The following is a 19,069-nucleotide window of genomic DNA, read 5'->3' on the forward strand; positions in this document are numbered from 1 at the left end:
TGCGCCGCGGCTTCGAGAACAATCGTGTCCCATCCGTCAGAACGCTTCATCCCCGCCTTGGGCCTCGGCAACCCGCACTTGCAAACCTTGTGGGGACCGCTGTGGCGCAAAACCATCCATATCCAGCGTGAGCGAGAGCGCTTGTGGCTCGAGGATGGCGACTTCCTCGACCTCGACTGGCATGGCCCGCACAGCGCAGACGCGCCCTTGGTGCTGGTGCTGCACGGGCTGACCGGTTCGTCGAATTCGCCTTACGTGGCCGGGATGCAGAAAGCATTGGGTGACCGGGGCTGGGCCAGCGTTGCGTTGAACTGGCGCGGCTGCTCCGGCGAACCCAATCTATTGCCGCGCAGCTACCATTCCGGCGCCAGCGAAGACCTGGCCGAAACCATCCAGCACCTGCGGACCAAACGGCCTCTCGCACCGCTGTACGCGGTCGGTTATTCCCTGGGGGGCAATGTCCTGCTCAAGCACTTGGGCGAGAGCGGTCACGACAGCGGCGTGCTAGGCGCGGTGGCGGTATCGGTACCGTTTCGCCTGGATCAGTGCGCCGACCGGATCGGCCAGGGTTTCTCGAAGGTCTATCAGGCCCACTTCATGCGCGAGATGCTGGCCTACATCAAGAACAAGCAACGCCAATTCCAGCATGACGGGCGCGAGGATGGCCTGGCAGCACTGGCAGCGCTGGGCTCGCTGGAAAACCTGCGCACGTTCTGGGATTTCGATGGCCGGGTGACCGCGCCACTGAACGGCTTCGTCGATGCAGAGGATTACTATCGTCGCGCGTCGAGCCGCTATTTCCTCGGGGAAATTCGTACGCCGACCCTGATTATTCAGGCAGCCGACGATCCCTTTGTCTTTCCCCACAGCCTGCCGCAAACCGATGAGTTGTCTGCCTGCACGCAATTCGAATTACAGGCCAGGGGTGGGCATGTCGGGTTTGTCGACGGTTCAGTCCGGCAGCCGGGTTACTACCTGGAACGGCGCATACCCCAGTGGCTGGCCACGATGGGCCGCGAGTAAGTCATGGGGGCTGATCAGGGCGAATCGATCCATTTCTGGCAAACGGCGCCATTGGCTGGGGTCGAGTTATTGTCGGCGCGCTACATCGAACACCGCTTCGCGCCCCACGTGCATGACGGCTACGTGATCGGCATGATCATGGCCGGTGCCCAGCGTTACCGCTATCGCGGCGCCGAGCATCTGGCGGGCAGCGGCACGCTGGTGCTGATCAATCCGGACGAACTGCACACCGGTCACAAGGGTACGGAGGACGGTTGGTTGTATCGGGCGTTTTATCCGGACAGTCGTCAGATTCTGTCGTTGCTGGCCGAACTCGAACTGCCGACCCACAACCTCCCGGCGTTCGGCGCCACGCTGTACCGCGACCCGGACCTGGTAAACGGTTTCTGCCAATTGCATCGTTTGCTGGAAAGCTCATCCACGGCCCTGCAACAGCAGACGGCCTGGCGCGAGCTGATGCTATCGCTGTTGCAGCGTCACGCGGCCGTTGCGGATGCCGGCAAACCGGGCAAGGAACACCGGGCGGTGACGCTGGCCAAAGAGCTGCTGTACGCGCAGCTGGCGGAACCGCCTTCGCTGGAAGAACTGGCGGCAGCGGTGAATCTGTCACCCTTTCACTTCGCCCGGGTATTTCGCCGCGCCACCGGCATGCCGCCGCACACCTGGCTGATGCAACAGCGCATCGCCCGGGCGCGGGCGTTGTTGCAGGGAGGATGCTTGCCGCTGGAAGTTGCCACGCAGCTGGGGTTTGCCGACCAGAGCCATCTGAGCCGGCAGTTCAAGCAGGTATATGGGGTGGGGCCGGGGGCGTACCGCAGTGCGCGGCAATTGATCACGACACCTATCTAATGTGGGAGCGAGCCTGCTCGCGAAAGCGGTGTGTCCGTCAACATTTAAGTCGGCTGGTACTCCGTCTTCGCGAGCAGGCTCGCTCCCACAGGGGGGATCAGTGTTCACTCGCCGGTAGCGATCCCGCGCCCAGGATCATTGATCCACTCGCTCCACGACCCGGCATACAACGCACCCAGTGGATAACCGGCCAGGCACAGGGCAAACAGGTTATGGCACGCTGTCACACCGGACCCGCAATACGCCACCAGATCATTCGGCGAACGGCCACCCAGTTTCGCGGCGAATCGCTGCTTGAGTTGATCGCCCGGCAGGAAACGCCCATCGGCGCCCAGGTTGTCGGTGAACGCAGCGCATTGCGCGCCGGGAATGTGTCCGGCAATCGGGTCGATCGGCTCCATTTCACCCTTGAAGCGCGGCAAGGCGCGGGCGTCGAGCAAGGTCAACTCGGGCTTGTCGAGGCGTTTGTGCAATTCTTCGGCACTGAGCAACAGTGAGGCGTCAGGCGTTCCGGTAAAACTGCCACGATTGATCGCTGGTGCGTCAAGACTCAGGGGCAAACCCGCCGCATGCCAGGCCTTGAGCCCGCCATCGAGGATAAACACGCCGTCACGCTTGCCCAGCCACGCCAGCAGCCACCAGGCCCGCGCCGCGTAGGCACCCGGGCCGTCATCGTACAAAACCACTTCACTGTCATTGTCGATGCCCCAGGCCTGCAGGCGCTCGATCAGGTCGGCCGGCTCGGGCAACGGATGACGCCCGGTCACCCCCTTGACCACTTTCCCGCTGAGATCACGCTCAAGATCGGCAAAACTTGACCCGGCGATGTGGCCTTCGGCATAGCTGCGATGTCCGTAATCCGGATCCTCCAGGGCAAAACGACAATCCAGAATCACCAGCCCCGGTTGCTCCTTTTTCAAGTCCAACGCTTGCGGGCTGATCAGTTGCGCTATGGGCATAACGGGCTCCTGTGATGGGCGGATTTCGATGCTGCTGCACTTTCTATTTCACAGCAGCGTATTCACGGCGGCTAGTTCAAGCTGGCTAGTTCACCGACTCTTCAAGCGCCTGGGCCAGCGGCACGTAAAACTCCTCGAACAACGCGTCGACTGCCTCACGCGCCTGATCGGTGACAAACCCGGCTTCCAGCACCAGCACCTGATAAACACCGCGTTTGATCGCCTGCTCGCTGAGGTGGCTGGAGTTTTCCCGCGTGGTGCACAAAAAACGCACCCAGGACGTGAGGATGATCCAGGCATTGAGGGTCAGGGATTCGATCTGCACCCGATTCATCTTCAGGATGCCGGCGTCGACGAAGCCTTCGTAGATGTGCGTGCCCTGGATCAGGCATCGCTGGGAAAAACGTCGATAACGCCCGGCCAGGTCCGGATCGCTGTCGAGCAAGTGCTCGAGGTCGCGATGCAAAAACCGGTAACGCCACATCGCCGAGAGTAACTCCTTGAGGTAGAAGCGCTTGTCTTCCACCGTCGCCGCCCGGCCCTGGGGCGGGCGCAGGAAGCTGTCCACCAGGCTTTCGTACTCGCTGAACAGCACGGCGATGATCGCCTGCTTGTTGGGGAAGTGGTAGTACAGGTTGCCCGGGGAAATCTCCATGTGGGCAGCAATGTGGTTGGTGCTGATGCTGCGCTCGCCCTGCTGATTGAACAGCTCAAGGCTGTTCTGCACGATGCGCTCGCTGGTTTTTATCCTTGGGGCCATGGCTTGAGCTTAAATTCAGAGTGCGTTGACGGGCATCTTACGACCTATCCGGACAGGGATAAAACAAAGCTGCGCCTGGATGTCATTTGACTTTCTAGAGTATAGACTCTAGAAAGTGCCTCATTACAATAAATCCGGAGCCGACCATGACTGCCGAAATTTCCTACCTCAAAGATCTGCAGCTTCCTCTGGAAGAACTCCAGGCCCTGTTTGACGCGCAGCGCGCCGCCTACGCCGCCAACCCCATGCCGCCTGCCGCACAGCGCCAACAATGGCTCAAGGCGTTGCGTGATTTATTGAATAGCGAACGTCAAGCCCTGATCGACGCGATCAGCCAGGATTTCAGCCACCGCAGCGCCGATGAAACCCTGCTCGCCGAGCTGATGCCCAGCCTGCACGGCATCCATTACGCCAGTCGGCACCTCAAAAACTGGATGCGCCCATCGCGGCGCAAGGTCGGCGTGGCCTTCCAGCCGGCCTCGGCAAAAGTGGTTTACCAGCCACTGGGCGTGGTCGGGGTGATCGTGCCGTGGAACTACCCGTTGTATTTGGCCATGGGGCCACTGGTCGGTGCGTTGTCGGCGGGCAATCGGGTGATGCTCAAGCTCAGCGAATCGACCCCCGCCACCGGCCTGCTGCTCAAGCAATTGCTGGGACGAATTTTCCCCGAAGACCTGGTTTGCGTGGTGCTGGGCGAGGCCGATATCGGCGTGGCGTTTTCCCGGCTGCGTTTCGATCATTTGCTGTTCACAGGTGCCACCAGCATTGGCAAACACGTGATGCGCGCGGCGGCGGAGAACCTGACACCGGTCACCCTGGAACTGGGCGGCAAGTCCCCGGCTATCGTTTCCCGTGATGTGCCGCTCAAGGATGCCGCCGAACGCATCGCCTTCGGCAAGACCCTCAACGCCGGGCAAACCTGCGTGGCCCCGGACTATGTGCTGGTGCCGGAAGACCGTGTCGGTTCGTTCGTCGAGGCTTATCGCCAGGCGGTGCGCGGCTTTTATCCGACACTGGCTGACAACCCGGACTACACCGCCATCATCAATGACCGACAACTGGCCCGACTCAACGGCTATATCAGCGACGCCACCAGTAAAGGCGCATTGCTGGTCCCGCTGTTCGAACAGGGTCAGGGCCGTCGCATGGGGCATAGCTTGCTGCTCAACGTCAACGACGACATGACGGTGATGCAGGACGAAATCTTCGGCCCGCTGCTGCCGATCGTGCCCTACAAGGAGCTGGATCAAGCATTTACCTACATCAACCAGCGCCCTCGCCCACTGGCGCTGTATTACTTCGGCTATGACAAGCGCGAGCAGAACCGCGTGCTGCATGAAACCCATTCCGGTGGCGTATGCCTCAACGACACGTTGCTGCATGTCGCCCAGGATGACATGCCATTCGGCGGCATCGGTGCCTCGGGCATGGGCCATTACCACGGCCACGAAGGCTTCCTGACGTTCAGCAAGGCCAAGGGGGTGCTGATCAAACAACGCTTCAACGCGGCGAAACTGATCTACCCCCCGTACGGCAAATCCATCCAGAAACTGATCCAGAAGCTGTTCATCCGCTAACGCTCAATACCATCGGGTAATAACAATAATGAGCCCAAGCTTTTGTGATTCTCCCGCGCTGTCACGGCGCGGCCTGCTCAAGTTCAGCCTGGGCGCCAGCGCCTTTCTTGCCACCGCCGGGTTGGGAGCCAGCCTCAGCGGCTGCTCATCGAGCGTTCCGGCCAGCGGTTTCGCGGCGCTGCGCAGTGGCGACCTGATGTTTCTGCGAGCATTGATTCCGGTGATGCTCGACGGTGCCGTGGCCGTTGAGCACAAGTCCGACGCTGTCGAAGGCGCCTTGAAAAGCCTGGATTACAGCCTCGACCACTTGTCGCCGGAAATGCTCAAGCTGACCCGCCAATTATTCGATGTGCTGGGCATGGCCGTGACCCGTGGACCGCTCACCGGTATCTGGGGCAGCTGGGAAAACGCCAGCGGCGACGAGATCCGGCACTTTCTCGCTCGTTGGCAGAACAGCTCGCTGAGCCTGCTGCGCATGGGCCACAGCTCGTTGGTGCAACTGGTGATGATGGCCTGGTACGGGCGCAAGGAGTCGTGGGCGCATTGCGGGTATCCCGGGCCGCCAGCCGTTTGAGACCGCGTCGCGCCCATCGCGGGCAAGCCTTGCTCCCACAGGATTGAGGTAGTCCACCCTTTTGTAAACGACTCAAACCCTGTGGGAGCGAGGCTGCCCGCGATGGCGTCAGCCGCATCACCACCCAATTCAAAATAATAAGAGAACCTGAATATGCCCGTACCCGACCCGTTCCGCGAAGGCATGGCCCGTGGCTGGAAAACCCATGATGGCTCACGACTGACCCAGGATCTGGTCCTGGAAGCGGATGTAGCGATCATCGGCAGTGGCGCCGGCGGCGGGACCACCGCTGAAATACTCAGCGCGGCGGGCTACAAAGTGCTGCTGATCGAAGAAGGCCCGCTCAAGACCAGCAGCGACTTCAAGCTGCTTGAAGACCAGGCCTACGCCAGCCTCTATCAGGAAGGCATCGGGCGCATGAGCAAGGACGGTGCGATCACCATCCTCCAGGGGCGGGCCGTGGGCGGCACCACGCTGATCAACTGGACCTCCAGTTTCCGCACCCCTGAACCCACCCTGGAACACTGGGCCAAAGAGCACAACGTGAAAGGCCACAGCCCGGCGAACATGACACCGTGGTTCGAAAAAATGGAGCAGCGCCTGGGCGTCGCGCCGTGGAGGGTACCGCCCAACGCCAACAACGACGTTATCCGCAAAGGCTGCGAAAAGCTCGACTACAGCTGGCACGTGATCCCGCGCAACGTGCGCGGCTGCTGGAACCTCGGCTATTGCGGCATGGGCTGCCCGACCAATGCCAAGCAATCGATGATGGTCACCACCATTCCCGCCACCCTGGAAAAGGGCGGTGAGTTGCTCTACCTGGCCCGCGCGGAAAAGCTCCTTATCAGCGGTGACAAGGTCACCGGGCTGCAATGCGTGGCGATGGATGAACGATGCGTCCAGCCCACGGGTCGCAGCATTACGGTCAAGGCACGGCATTACGTATTGGCCGGCGGCGGGATCAACAGCCCGGCGCTGCTATTGCGTTCCGACGCGCCGGATCCGCACCAACGCCTGGGTAAACGGACCTTTCTGCATGTGGTGAACATGTCCGCCGGGCTGTTCGACGAGGTGATCAACCCGTTCTATGGGGCGCCGCAGTCGATTTATTCCGATCATTTCCAATGGCAGGACGGCACCACCGGCAAAATCGGCTACAAGCTGGAGGTTCCTCCGCTGCACCCGGCACTGGCGGCGACGCTGCTCGGCGGTTTCGGCCAGGAAAATGCGCAGCACATGGCCAACCTGCCCCACACCCACGCGATGCTGGCGTTGATGCGTGACGGATTCCACCCGGACAGCCCCGGAGGCAGCGTCGAGTTGCGCGGCGACGGCACGCCAGTGCTCGATTACCCGGTCTCGGCCTATGTCTGGGAAGGGCTGCGCCGGGCGTTCCACAGCATGGCCGAGATCCAGTTCGCCGGCGGCGCCAATGCGGTCATGCCGATGCACGCCGATGCACGGTATGTAAAAACCCTGGGCGAAGCGCGCACGCTGATCGACAGCCTCAGCCTGAAGTTGTACCGCACGCGGTTGGGCAGCGCCCATGTGATGGGTGGTTGTGCCATGGGCGAAGACCCGAAAAATGCCGTGACCGACAGCCTCGGCCGGCATCATCAACTGGGCAATCTGTCGATACATGACGGCTCGCTGTTCCCCACCAGCATTGGCGCAAACCCGCAATTGTCGGTCTATGGCCTGACAGCGCAACTGGCCACTTCCTTGGCCGAACGTTTGAAAAACCCGTGAAAATGACGAATATTCCTATCGTCTATAGTGCTTTCTTACCCAACAGGCGACTTGGCCGACCGGTAAGGCTGCGATACCATCCGATTCCCCAACGCACTCCCGCCAGGACGACGCGATGAACCGAGTGTTGTACCCAGGTACCTTCGACCCTATTACCAAGGGCCATGGCGATCTGGTCGAACGCGCCTCGCGCCTGTTCGATCACGTGATCATTGCCGTGGCCGCCAGCCCGAAGAAAAACCCGTTGTTTCCTCTGGAACAGCGTGTGGCACTGGCCCGTGAGGTCACCAAACATTTGCCGAACGTTGAAGTCGTCGGCTTCTCGACTCTGCTGGCGCACTTCGCCAAAGAGCAGAACGCCAACGTGTTCCTGCGTGGTTTGCGCGCGGTGTCGGACTTCGAATACGAATTCCAGCTGGCCAACATGAACCGGCAACTGGCCCCGGACGTGGAAAGTCTGTTCCTGACCCCGTCCGAGCGCTATTCGTTCATTTCCTCGACGCTGGTCCGTGAAATTGCAGCCTTGGGCGGTGATATCACCAAGTTCGTACACCCTGTGGTAGCGGATGCACTGACCGAACGCTTCAAGAAATAATCCCCGCAAACTGTAGGAGCGAGCCTGCTCGCGATGGACGTCAACGATAACGCGGGAAACCTGACACCCCGCCGCGTTTTCGGGTTCATCGCCAGCAGGCTGGCTCCTACAGTACGTCGCACGTGCGTGCAGTACAGGCGCCAATGCGGCACAATTAAGCGCATTGATATATTGCGCCCGGGCCCGCCGCCCCGGCTGGAGTTAGCATGTCCCTGATCATCACCGACGATTGCATCAACTGCGACGTCTGCGAACCCGAGTGCCCGAACGCCGCCATTTCCCAGGGCGAAGAGATCTACGTGATCGACCCGAACCTGTGCACGCAGTGCGTGGGCCACTACGACGAACCGCAGTGCCAACAGGTCTGCCCGGTGGATTGCATTCCATTGGACGAGGCCCATCCGGAGACTGAAGAGCAGTTGATGGAGAAGTACCGGAAGATTACCGGTAAGGCTTGAGGCTGGTGTTGCCTGTACCTACGCCTTCGCGAGCAGGCTCGCTCCCACAGTAGATCCAGGGTGTGCCCACATTTTGATTAACATGACAAATCGAAATGTGGGAGCGAGCCTGCTCGCGAAAGCGTCATCAGCCACACCGAAGATGCAACAGACTCACTCGCGCTGCTCAAACCCCTCCCCGATACACCCCAGACACCGCACGAACGCCGCTTTCGCCGGGTCGACCACCAAGGCTTGCCCCGCATCGCCCACCCCACCGCCCAGCGCGGTAAAGGGCAACGACACCACGAACACCCCTGCACCGATCACCGTCGCCACCACCAGCAAAGGCCGAGCAATCAGCAGATCGCCCATCATCGCGTAGGCAGGTGGATTTTGAATGGTGTAAAGCGGATCACCGCTGCCACTGCTGGCGACGGCTGAAGTGCCGACGCTCAGCAACAAGGCAGCGACAAGGGTTCGAAACGGATTCATGGCACGGTCCTTCGGCTAGACAGTCACGCACTGACTATAGACCGCCTGCACGGCAAAACCCTGTAGGAGCTGGCTTGCCAGCGAAGAGGTCGGCAAATACAGCGTCGATGTCGCCTGACACGCCGCCTTCGCCAGCAAGCTGGCTCCTGCAAGTCGGGCGTTTCAGCGCTGGCAACGCGGGCAAAAGACGCTGGCGCGCTGCCCGAGTTTCACTTCCCGCAATTGCGTGCCGCAGACCTTGCAGTGCTCGGCGCCTCGGCCGTACACGAACAGCTCCTGCTGGAAGTAGCCCGGCTGGCCGTCACCACCAATAAAATCACGCAGCGTAGTACCGCCGCGCTCGATGGCGGCAGCCAGAATGCGTTTGATCTCGATCGCCAGCTTCAGGTACCGCGCACGGGAAATGCTTTTGGCCTCGCGGCGCGGGTCGATCCCGGCAGCGAACAATGCTTCGGTCGCGTAGATGTTACCGACACCCACCACCACCGCGTTGTCCATGATGAACGGCTTGACCGCCATCGAACGCCCGCGGGACAGCTGGAACAGGCGGTCGCCGTCAAACAGGTCGGTCAACGGTTCCGGCCCCAGGCGAATCAACAATTCGTGGTTGAGCGGATCGAGGCTCCAGAGCATCGCGCCAAACCGGCGAGGGTCGGTGTAGCGCAAGGCCAGGCCCGACTCCAGTTCGATATCCACATGTTCATGCTTGGCGGCCGGCAGGCCGGCTTCCACCAGACGCAAATTCCCCGACATGCCCAAGTGGCTGATCAAGGTGCCGACTTCAGCATTGATCAGCAGGTACTTGGCACGCCGCTCCACCAGCACGATGCGCTGGCCGGACAGGCGCACATCGAGATCCTCGGGAATCGGCCAGCGCAGGCGACGATCACGCACGATCACCCGGCTGACGCGCTGGCCTTCCAGGTGCGGGGCAATGCCGCGGCGGGTGGTTTCGACTTCTGGCAGTTCAGGCATGGAGGTCGCGAATCGTTTGCTTGAGGGTTTCGAAATCGTAATCCGAGAGGCCGACGTAATCGAGCACCAGATGCCCGATGCTGTTCCATTCATGGTCTTCGGCCTGGTTGCCCAGCACCCGGTAAGACGCACAAATGTGCTCGGCCATCTTCAGGATCGCCAACAGGTTCTTCAGCGAGCTGTTGCGCGACGACTCATCGCTGAAGATCGCCAGGGCATTGTGGTGATTGGCAATCGCCGCCGTGACGTGGTCCGGCAGGCGCCAGGACTTGGCCGTGTAATAGCCGACCACGGCGTGATTGGTGTTGAACGCCTGATTCTCGGTGTCTACCACCCGGCAGTCGGGGCCGGCGTTGGCATAGGCCTGCTCCAGCACTGTCATGTAGTCGGGGAATCGCTGGAGCATCAGTGGCACGCCACAATCGTGGAACAGCCCCAGGGCGTAAGCCTCGTCGCCGGCCTGGGCCCCGATGCGCTGCGCCACGGTCAGGCAGGTCATTGCAACGTCCTGTGCGGTGTCCCAGAAGCGATTCAGGGTGACGATGGTTTCGTCGTTCATCTCACCCTTGATCGACTGCGCGTTGATCAGGTTGATGATCGAACGGCTACCCAGCAGATTCACCGCGCGCTGGATCGAGGCGATCTTGGTGGTCAAGCCGTAATACGGCGAATTGACGATTTTCAGCAAGGAACCGGAGAGGCCAGGGTCCTGGGAAATCAGCTTCGCGATCACATCCAGATCCGGGTCGGGCATGTACTGCTCCATCTGCAGATCCACCATGATCTGCGGTTGGGCAGGCACACTGATGCCTTGCAGGGATTGCTGGATCTGTTCGGGCGTCAACTCTTGGGACATAGGTACACACTCAGGGTCAGGCGCAGATTCTAGCTTCTTAAAGTTGGATCCGACATACCAGTGAACACATCGCGGGAACTTTCATCCATTTGAAACCGCTTTCGCGAGCAGGCTCGGGGATTTGTGTACGCTGCAGATCAAATGTGGGAGCGAGCCTGCTCGCGAAAGGGCCATCAGCGTTTCATCGCCCATCGACCCTGTCTCGATCCTCAACACGCTATACTCCCGCTCTTTTTTCCGGAGCGACGTCATGTCCCTGCCTAGCCTGCGCCTCAAAGCCAACGCCGACCGCCGTCTGCGCAACGGTCACTTGTGGGTCTATAGCAACGAAATCGATGTAGCGGCGACCCCTTTGCACGGTTTCAAGGCCGGCGATCAGGCGATCCTCGAAGCCGCCGGCGGCAAGCCACTGGGCATCGTTGCCATGAGCCCGAACAACCTGATCTGCGCCCGTGTGCTGTCGCGCGACATCAAGTTGCCGCTGGACAAGTCGCTGCTGGTGCATCGCCTGAACGTGGCCCTGTCGCTGCGAGATCGTTTGTTCGACAAACCGTTCTACCGCCTGGTCTACGGCGATTCCGACCTGCTGCCAGGCCTGGTGGTCGACCGTTTCGGCGACATCCTGGTGGTGCAGATTGCCTCGGCGACCATGGAAGCCCATAAGGACGACGTGATCGCGGCGCTGACCCAAGTGCTCAAGCCAAGCGGCATTCTGTTCAAGAACGACTCCGCGGCCCGTGATGCCGAAGGCCTCAACCGCTACGTCGAAACCGTGTTCGGCCTGGTGCCGGAGTGGGTGGCGCTGGAAGAGAACGGCGTGAAATTCGAAGCACCGGTCATCCAGGGCCAGAAAACCGGCTGGTTCTACGACCACCGCATGAACCGTGCTCGCCTGGCACCCTATGCCAAGGGCAAACGCGTTCTGGACCTGTACAGCTACATCGGCGGCTGGGGCGTGCAAGCGGCGGCGTTCGGTGCCAGCGAAGTGTTCTGCGTCGATGCCTCGGCCTTCGCCCTCGACGGCGTCGAGCGCAACGCCGCGCTGAACGGTTTTGCCGAGAAGATGACCTGCATCGAAGGCGACGTGTTCGAAGCCCTCAAAGAGCTGAAAGCCAGCGAAGAACGTTTCGACGTGATCGTGGCCGACCCGCCGGCGTTCATCAAACGCAAGAAAGACATGAAAAACGGTGAAGGCGCCTACCGTCGCCTGAACGAACAAGCCATGCGCCTGCTGACCAAGGACGGCATCCTCGTGAGCGCCTCCTGCTCGATGCACCTGCCGGAAGACGACCTGCAGAACATCCTGCTGACCAGCGCCCGCCACCTGGACCGTAATATCCAGATGCTGGAACGTGGCGGCCAGGGTCCGGATCATCCGGTGCATCCGGCGATTGCTGAAACGCGTTACATCAAGAGCATTACTTGCCGGTTGTTGCCAAACAGCTAACAACCCAAACCCTTGTAGGAGCGAGCTCTGCTCGCGATGGTCGTCAACGATAACGCGGGGAACCTGACCCCCGCGGCGTCTTCGAATTCATCGCGAGCGAGCTCGCTCCTACAGGGTTCGCGACACATCCCGACCCACTGTCATAACGACAACCTCCCACTCCACGCCTACCGTTTCCCTTCCAATCACCGAAGAGGACAACGGAATGTCCAGCAAGCCAAAAGCCCACCGCTTACGCACCGGCCGCCACTCGGCATCCGGTCGCATCTATCTCCTGACCGCAGTCACCCATGAACGGCAACCGATCTTCAATGATTTGTACGTTGGACGCTTGGTAGTGAACGAATTCAGAAGAGCTCATGAAGCCGGCAGCGCCACCTCAATAGCCTGGGTTGTCATGCCGGATCACTTTCATTGGCTCATTGAGCTGCAAAACGGTGATTTACCGAAACTGATGCAAACGGCCAAATCCAGAAGTGCTCGCGCCATCAACCAGCAACGAGGTCGCCACGAAACGCTATGGCAAAAGGGTTACTTCGACCGAGCCCTGCGCCGCGAGGAAGACCTTAAAGCAGCAGCCCGATACATCATCGCCAACCCTTTGCGGGCCGGGCTTGTGACTCGGATTGGAGACTACCCGCTGTGGGATGCCATGTGGCTTTAATACTGTAGGAGCGAGCTCGCTCGCGATGGTCGTCAACGATAACGCGGGGAACCTGCTGCCCCGCGGCGTTCTCCGGTTTATCGCGAGCAAGCTCGCTCCTACAGGGGCGGTCGCCGAACGTCTTGTGAATGCGCAGAGCCATTCCCTCCAGCCACCAGCCGTGTAGAATCGCGAACATTCATCGCCAGTCATCCCCGGCGGGTTTATGAGCTCAAGCTGAAGCGCGCGGCGATCCCGCAAAGTTATCGGCAACCTATGGACACACGGCCATTTCCGGGTACTCCAGACGTCACTAGAAGCTCACTTCCCTTTTGATACCTGATTAGCCGCCCGGAGTGCTTCATGCCTGATTACCGCTCGAAAACATCCACCCATGGCCGCAACATGGCCGGCGCCCGCGCTCTGTGGCGCGCCACGGGGATGAAAGATGACGACTTCAAAAAGCCGATCATCGCCATTGCCAACTCCTTCACCCAGTTCGTACCGGGCCACGTCCACCTCAAGGACCTGGGCCAACTGGTCGCCCGCGAAATCGAACGCGCAGGCGGTGTGGCAAAAGAATTCAACACCATCGCTGTCGATGACGGCATCGCCATGGGCCACGACGGCATGCTGTATTCGCTGCCGAGCCGCGAGATCATCGCCGACTCCGTCGAGTACATGGTCAACGCCCACTGCGCCGACGCCATCGTCTGCATCTCCAACTGCGACAAGATCACCCCCGGCATGCTGATGGCCTCCCTGCGCCTGAACATCCCGGTGATCTTCGTGTCCGGCGGCCCGATGGAAGCCGGCAAGACCAAACTGGCCAGCCACGGTCTCGACCTGGTCGACGCCATGGTAATCGCCGCCGACTCCAGCGCTTCTGACGAGAAAGTCGCTGAATACGAGCGCAGCGCCTGCCCGACCTGCGGTTCGTGCTCCGGCATGTTCACCGCCAACTCGATGAACTGCCTGGTTGAAGCCCTGGGCCTGGCCTTGCCGGGCAACGGTTCGACCCTGGCCACCCACAGCGACCGCGAGCAGCTGTTCCTGCAGGCCGGCCGCACCATCGTCGAGTTGTGCAAGCGCTACTACGGCGAGAACGATCAGTCGGTATTGCCGCGCAACATCGCCAACTTCCAGGCGTTCGAGAACGCCATGACCCTGGACATCGCCATGGGCGGTTCCACCAACACCATCCTGCACTTGCTGGCCGCCGCCCAGGAAGCCGAGATCGATTTCGACCTGCGCGACATCGACCGTCTTTCGCGCAACGTGCCGCAACTGTGCAAAGTCGCGCCGAACATCCAGAAGTACCACATGGAAGACGTGCACCGTGCCGGCGGGATCTTCAGCATCCTCGGCTCGCTGGCCCGTGGCGGCCTGCTGCACACCCAGCTGCCGACCGTGCACAGCAGCAGCATGGAAGAAGCCATCGCCAAGTGGGACATCACCCAGACCAACGACGAAGCCGTGCATCACTTCTTCAAGGCAGGTCCCGCGGGCATCCCGACGCAAACCGCGTTCAGCCAGTCGACCCGTTGGGAAACGCTGGACGACGACCGTGAAAACGGCTGCATCCGCAGTGTCGAGCACGCCTACTCGCAAGAAGGCGGCCTGGCTGTGCTGTACGGCAACATCGCCCTCGACGGTTGCGTGGTGAAAACCGCCGGCGTCGACGAGTCGATCCACGTGTTCGAAGGCAACGCCAAGATCTTCGAAAGCCAGGACAGCGCCGTGCGCGGCATCCTCGCCGACGAAGTGAAGGAAGGCGATATCGTCATCATTCGCTACGAAGGCCCGAAAGGCGGCCCGGGCATGCAGGAAATGCTGTACCCGACGTCCTACCTGAAATCCAAAGGCCTGGGCAAAGCCTGCGCCCTGCTTACCGACGGCCGCTTCTCCGGTGGTACTTCCGGTCTGTCCATCGGCCACGCTTCGCCTGAAGCCGCTGCCGGTGGCGCAATTGGCCTGGTGCAGGACGGCGACAAAGTGCTGATCGACATTCCGAACCGCTCGATCAACCTGTTGATCAGCGACGAAGAACTGGCCGCGCGCCGTGTCGAGCAGGACAAAAAAGGCTGGAAACCGGTGGAAGTGCGTCCACGTAAAGTGACCACCGCCCTGAAGGCCTACGCCCTGTTGGCCACCAGCGCCGACAAGGGTGCTGTGCGTAACAAGGCGATGCTCGACGGGCTGTAAGCGTCAGCCACCCCCATAAAAATGCCCCGCCAAGTGCGGGGCATTTTTTTGCCTGGCCGAAACCAGGCCTCTTTGTAGGAGCCGGATTGCCGGCGAAAGCGGTGTGTCAGGCAACATTGATGTTGAAGGTGCTGGCCTATTCGCTGGCAAGCCAGCTCCCACAGGGTTTGCGTCGTGCACAAGACTTGTAGGAGCCGGCTTGCCGGCGAAGGCGGTACGTCAGGCAACATTGATGTTGAAGGTGCTGGCCTATTCGCTGGCAAGCCAGCTCCCACAGGGTTTGCGTCGTGCACAAGACTTGTCGGAGCCGGCTTGCCGGCGAAGGCGGTACGTCAGGCAACATTAATGTTGAAGGTGCTGGCCTATTCGCTGGCAAGCCAGCTCCCACAGGGTTTGCGTCGTGCACAAGACTTGTAGGAGCCGGCTTGCCGGCGAAAGCGGTGTGTCAGGCAACATTGATGTTGAATGTGCTGGCCTATTCGCTGGCAAGCCAGCTCCTACGGGGTTTGCGTCGTGCACAAGGTTTGCACGGGCAGAATCCGGCCTTATTGGATCTCTTGCGGCGTGACGATCACCCAATTCTTGTCCGCAGTCACCACCAGCCCTTCCTTGGCCTGGGCCGCAGCATGCTTGGCCATCATGCCGTTGATCTGGGTCATGTACTTGTCCTTGCGATTGACCCACAGGTGGATGCCGCCCTTGGCCACGTCGACACTGTGGAACAACATGTAACCGTCACTGCTCGGGGTATCGCCGCCGACCAGCACCGGTTTTTTCCATTCATCGATGTAGGTCAGGATCGCCGCCTGCTTGCCGGCCATCCAGGTCGCCGGGGTCCACAGGTAAGGCGTCAGCTCCAGGCCGAGGTTGGCCTTCTCGTCATATTTGCCGGCGGTGATCTGCTTGCGCGCAGTGGTCAGCTCGCCGGTCTTGGGGTCCTTGAGCAGCAGAGACACGCCGATCACGTTCTGCGGTTTGACGTTGTAGCCGTACTTCGGATCCGCCGCGACCATGCGCACCAGCTCTTCGGAAGCGGCGGTCATCACGTAGACTTCGATGCCGTTTTCCATGAGCTTGTTGTACAGCTCTTGCTGGCCGGTGAAGATTTTCGGCGGGTTGACGTCCAGGTTCTTGACCACGTCGCCGTCGTAATACGTGGCCGGCACCGGTTTGCCGGCCGCCATCATCTCATCCACATAGCCCTTGAGCTCTTGCAGCGTAAAGCCGGAAAACACCTGGGCGACCCATGGATAGCAAACCATGTCGTCGACTTCACAGAGACGGTAGTAGTAGCTGAACAGGCTTTCCTTGTGGTCGGCGGTGTCCTTGAAAGGCATCAGCTTCAGGGAGGGGTCGAGTTTGTCGCGGGTGATCAGGCCCTTGTTCTCCATGAACGGCAGCAGCGACTCTTCGAGGTCGTAGCGGTAACTGGTGTTGTCCATGTCGAACACCGCGTAGTTACCCTTATTGGCGTTGGCGGCGATCATCGCGTCCAACGCCTTGGCCTGATCGGCCGGCCAGTGTTTCAAATCCGTGGCGAATACCTGGCCGGCGAGGCCAAGGCAAAGAGCTGCAGCCAGTAATTTCGGTGCGAACTTCATCGATGTTTCTCCCTGAGTGAAAGACATCGACGCTAACAAATAAGTGTGACAGTCCTCGTCTGCCAGCGACCGCCATCGTGCCTATCGCGCCAGCTGCATCCCCGAAAGCGACATCCGCTTATTCCAAAAACGACAGTTCCAAGACGTTTTTGATATTAATTCATTAGATTTCAAGCTGTTAGGCTTGCCGGTTCGCAGCTGCCCCGGAAGGCAGTTGGCACATGTCTAATGGGAGTTCCAATGAGTCTGCCGCTGATTCTCAATCTGCTGGTGTTCCTCGCCCTGCTCCTGGGCCTGGCACAAACCCGCCACTCAACCTGGAGCCTGGCGAAAAAAGTCCTGCTCGCGCTGGTACTCGGCGTGGTGTTCGGTGTGGCATTGCACACGGTGTACGGCACCGGTCATCCCGTGCTGAAAGCCTCGATCGGCTGGTTCGATCTGGTGGGCAACGGTTACGTGCAATTGCTGCAAATGATCGTGATCCCGCTGGTCTTCGCCTCGATCCTAAGCGCTGTGGCTCGTCTGCATAACGCTTCGTCGCTGGGCAAGATCAGCTTCCTGACCATCGGCACGCTGCTGTTCACCACGGCCATTGCGGCGCTGATCGGCATCGGCCTGACCAACCTGTTCGGCCTGACCGCCGAAGGCCTCGTGGCCGGCACCCAGGAACTGGCCCGCCTGCAAATCATCCAGTCCGATTACGCGGGCAAGGTCGCCGACCTGAATGTGCCGCAATTGTTGCTGTCGTTCATCCCGCAAAACCCGTTCGCCGACCTGGCGCGGGCCAAGCCGACGTCGATCATCAGCGTGGTGATCTTTGCCGCCTTCCTCGGTGTCGCAGCGCTGCAACTGCTCAAGGATGACGTGGAAAAAGGTCAGAAAGTGATCAACGCCATCGACACCCTGCAAGCCTGGGTGACCCGTCTGGTGCGCCTGGTGATGAAGCTGACCCCGTACGGTGTGCTGGCGCTAATGACCAAAGTGGTCGCTGGCTCCAACCTGCAGGACATCATCAAGCTCGGCAGTTTTGTCGTGGTGTCCTACATCGGCCTGGGGCTGATGTTTGTCGTCCATGGCCTGTTGGTGTCGGCGGCGGGGATCAATCCGCTGCGCTTCTTCCGCAAGATCTGGCCGGTACTGACCTTTGCGTTTACCAGCCGCTCGAGCGCCGCGACGATTCCGTTGAGCATCGAAGCGCAGACCAGCCGTCTGGGCATTCCACAGGCCATCGCCAGTTTCGCCGCTTCGTTTGGCGCAACCATCGGCCAGAACGGCTGTGCCGGTCTGTACCCGGCGATGTTGGCGGTGATGGTGGCGCCGACCGTGGGCATCAACCCGCTGGACCCGTTGTGGATCGCGACGCTGGTGGCGATTGTGACCTTGAGTTCGGCGGGTGTGGCCGGGGTGGGTGGCGGTGCGACCTTTGCTGCGTTGATCGTATTGCCGGCAATGGGCTTGCCGGTGTCACTGGTGGCGTTGCTGATTTCGGTGGAGCCGTTGATCGACATGGGGCGTACGGCGTTGAACGTGAGTGGCTCGATCACCGCCGGGGCGATTACCAGCCAGGTGATGCAGCAGACGGATAAGGCGCTGCTGGAGGCGGATGAGCATTCGGCGTTGGCTCACGCTTAAACTCTTCAGCTCCTGATCTGGCCTCATCGCGGGCAAGCCCGCTCCCACAGGGATTGTTGGTGTTCACACAATGTGTGTTTCAACACGGACACTGTGGGAGCTGGCTTGCCAGCGATGCTCTCAGGCTTTTTCCCAAACTTCGAAGTTGTACGCCGGCTTGTCACCTTCTGCCGGATTCGGAACATTGGACACCAGTTTCCACTGGCTCAAATCAAACTCCGGAAACCACGCATCTCCCTTCGGGCTCAGCGCCACACGCGTCAAATACAAGCGATCGGCCTGCGCCATCCCCTGCGCATACAACTGTGCCCCGCCAATCAGCATCAACTCATCGACGCCCTGCTCTTTCGCCCATTCTTCGGCGCGAACCACAGCGGCTTCAAGCGACGGGTAAACCTCCGCGCCTTCCAGCACCAGATCCGCCTGACGGCTGACCACGATGTTCAAGCGGCCCGGCAACGGACGACCGAGGGAATCCCAGGTCTTGCGACCCATGATGATCGGCTTGCCCAGGGTCGTGGCCTTGAAATATTTGAAGTCCCCCGGCAAGTGCCAGGGCATGCTGTTGTCGACGCCGATCACACGGTTTTCACCGAGGGCTGCGATCAGGCTGAGGGGGAGTGATTTAGTCATGCCGGCGAGGATACCAGAGGCCCGGCTTCTCGCAACGTAGCCCCCCGACAAGCGCCACA

Annotated in this window: 18 protein-coding genes; 11 read left to right on the forward strand and 7 right to left on the reverse strand. The window is 60.6% G+C overall.

What is annotated here, in order from left to right; genetic code table 11:
- The first annotated feature begins 24 nt into the window (after nt 1–24).
- Nucleotides 25–1,023, forward strand: coding sequence for a hydrolase (locus BJ917_RS19585; protein WP_096514390.1), 999 nt, complete (start codon nt 25–27; stop codon nt 1,021–1,023).
- A gap of 3 nt (nt 1,024–1,026) precedes the next feature.
- Nucleotides 1,027–1,872 carry an AraC family transcriptional regulator gene (locus BJ917_RS19590; RefSeq protein ID WP_096514389.1) on the forward strand — a complete coding sequence of 282 codons (846 nt, stop codon included), beginning with the start codon at nt 1,027–1,029 and terminating at the stop codon, nt 1,870–1,872.
- Between the two features lie 104 nt (nt 1,873–1,976).
- Here the strand turns inward: BJ917_RS19590 and BJ917_RS19595 are convergent, their stop codons facing one another.
- Both BJ917_RS19595 and BJ917_RS19600 read right to left on the reverse strand, forming a co-directional pair.
- The gene (locus BJ917_RS19595; RefSeq protein ID WP_121104170.1) at nt 1,977–2,831 is read right to left on the reverse strand and encodes a sulfurtransferase; all 855 of its coding nucleotides are present in this window, start codon (nt 2,829–2,831) and stop codon (nt 1,977–1,979) included.
- Between the two features lie 85 nt (nt 2,832–2,916).
- Nucleotides 2,917–3,591 carry a TetR/AcrR family transcriptional regulator gene (locus tag BJ917_RS19600; RefSeq protein ID WP_096514387.1) on the reverse strand — a complete coding sequence of 225 codons (675 nt, stop codon included), beginning with the start codon at nt 3,589–3,591 and terminating at the stop codon, nt 2,917–2,919.
- 146 nt (nt 3,592–3,737) lie between these two features.
- Here BJ917_RS19600 and BJ917_RS19605 point away from each other — a divergent pair, with 146 nt between their 5' ends.
- From BJ917_RS19605 to BJ917_RS19630, 5 genes are all read left to right on the forward strand, one after another.
- The gene (locus BJ917_RS19605; RefSeq protein WP_096514386.1) at nt 3,738–5,168 is read left to right on the forward strand and encodes a coniferyl aldehyde dehydrogenase; all 1,431 of its coding nucleotides are present in this window, start codon (nt 3,738–3,740) and stop codon (nt 5,166–5,168) included.
- 28 nt (nt 5,169–5,196) lie between these two features.
- Complete coding sequence (locus BJ917_RS19610) at nt 5,197–5,742, forward strand: twin-arginine translocation pathway signal protein (protein ID WP_121104172.1); 546 nt, start codon at nt 5,197–5,199, stop codon at nt 5,740–5,742.
- A gap of 153 nt (nt 5,743–5,895) precedes the next feature.
- Nucleotides 5,896–7,491, forward strand: a complete 1,596-nt coding sequence (locus BJ917_RS19615) for a GMC family oxidoreductase (RefSeq protein WP_121104174.1) — start codon at nt 5,896–5,898, stop codon at nt 7,489–7,491.
- 115 nt (nt 7,492–7,606) lie between these two features.
- Nucleotides 7,607–8,086, forward strand: coding sequence for a pantetheine-phosphate adenylyltransferase (gene coaD, locus BJ917_RS19620; protein ID WP_096514383.1), 480 nt, complete (start codon nt 7,607–7,609; stop codon nt 8,084–8,086).
- Between the two features lie 206 nt (nt 8,087–8,292).
- Nucleotides 8,293–8,544, forward strand: a complete 252-nt coding sequence (locus BJ917_RS19630) for a YfhL family 4Fe-4S dicluster ferredoxin (RefSeq protein WP_003195146.1) — start codon at nt 8,293–8,295, stop codon at nt 8,542–8,544.
- Nucleotides 8,545–8,697: 153 nt separating this feature from the next.
- Here BJ917_RS19630 and BJ917_RS19635 read toward each other — a convergent pair whose 3' ends face one another.
- The 3 genes from BJ917_RS19635 to BJ917_RS19645 form a co-directional block, all read right to left on the reverse strand.
- On the reverse strand, nt 8,698–9,018 hold the full coding sequence (locus BJ917_RS19635) for a multidrug transporter (RefSeq protein ID WP_096514381.1): 321 nt from the start codon (nt 9,016–9,018) through the stop codon (nt 8,698–8,700).
- A gap of 162 nt (nt 9,019–9,180) precedes the next feature.
- A complete protein-coding gene (mutM, locus tag BJ917_RS19640) occupies nt 9,181–9,993 on the reverse strand; it encodes a bifunctional DNA-formamidopyrimidine glycosylase/DNA-(apurinic or apyrimidinic site) lyase (RefSeq protein WP_096514380.1) in 813 nt (270 codons plus the stop codon).
- Complete coding sequence (locus tag BJ917_RS19645; RefSeq protein WP_172901698.1) at nt 9,986–10,795, reverse strand: HDOD domain-containing protein; 810 nt, start codon at nt 10,793–10,795, stop codon at nt 9,986–9,988. The genes mutM and BJ917_RS19645 overlap by 8 nt, the downstream gene beginning before the upstream one ends.
- A 304-nt stretch (nt 10,796–11,099) precedes the next feature.
- On the opposite strand from BJ917_RS19645, the gene BJ917_RS19650 reads away from it, so the two are divergent.
- The 3 genes from BJ917_RS19650 to ilvD all read left to right on the forward strand — a co-directional run bounded on the left by BJ917_RS19650 (nt 11,100) and on the right by ilvD (nt 15,144).
- The gene (locus BJ917_RS19650) at nt 11,100–12,296 is read left to right on the forward strand and encodes a class I SAM-dependent rRNA methyltransferase (RefSeq protein ID WP_007995488.1); all 1,197 of its coding nucleotides are present in this window, start codon (nt 11,100–11,102) and stop codon (nt 12,294–12,296) included.
- 205 nt (nt 12,297–12,501) lie between these two features.
- Entirely contained in the window at nt 12,502–12,960 is a 459-nt protein-coding gene (locus tag BJ917_RS19655) for a transposase (RefSeq protein ID WP_096514376.1), read from the forward strand.
- A gap of 342 nt (nt 12,961–13,302) precedes the next feature.
- Nucleotides 13,303–15,144, forward strand: coding sequence for a dihydroxy-acid dehydratase (gene ilvD, locus BJ917_RS19660; protein ID WP_121104178.1), 1,842 nt, complete (start codon nt 13,303–13,305; stop codon nt 15,142–15,144).
- Nucleotides 15,145–15,689: 545 nt separating this feature from the next.
- Here ilvD and BJ917_RS19670 read toward each other — a convergent pair.
- Entirely contained in the window at nt 15,690–16,745 is a 1,056-nt protein-coding gene (locus tag BJ917_RS19670; RefSeq protein ID WP_096514373.1) for a phosphorylcholine phosphatase, read from the reverse strand.
- A 240-nt stretch (nt 16,746–16,985) separates the two neighbouring features.
- Here BJ917_RS19670 and BJ917_RS19675 point away from each other — a divergent pair, with 240 nt between their 5' ends.
- Nucleotides 16,986–18,377 (forward strand): L-cystine transporter, encoded by a 1,392-nt coding sequence (locus BJ917_RS19675; protein WP_121104182.1) that lies wholly within the window; start codon nt 16,986–16,988, stop codon nt 18,375–18,377.
- 120 nt (nt 18,378–18,497) lie between these two features.
- Here the strand turns inward: BJ917_RS19675 and BJ917_RS19680 are convergent, their stop codons facing one another.
- Nucleotides 18,498–19,010 (reverse strand): dihydrofolate reductase, encoded by a 513-nt coding sequence (locus tag BJ917_RS19680; protein ID WP_121104184.1) that lies wholly within the window; start codon nt 19,008–19,010, stop codon nt 18,498–18,500.
- Nucleotides 19,011–19,069 lie beyond the last annotated feature (59 nt).

Source organism: Pseudomonas sp. WPR_5_2 (assembly GCF_003634475.1).
GTDB classification, from domain to species: domain Bacteria; phylum Pseudomonadota; class Gammaproteobacteria; order Pseudomonadales; family Pseudomonadaceae; genus Aquipseudomonas; species Aquipseudomonas izuensis.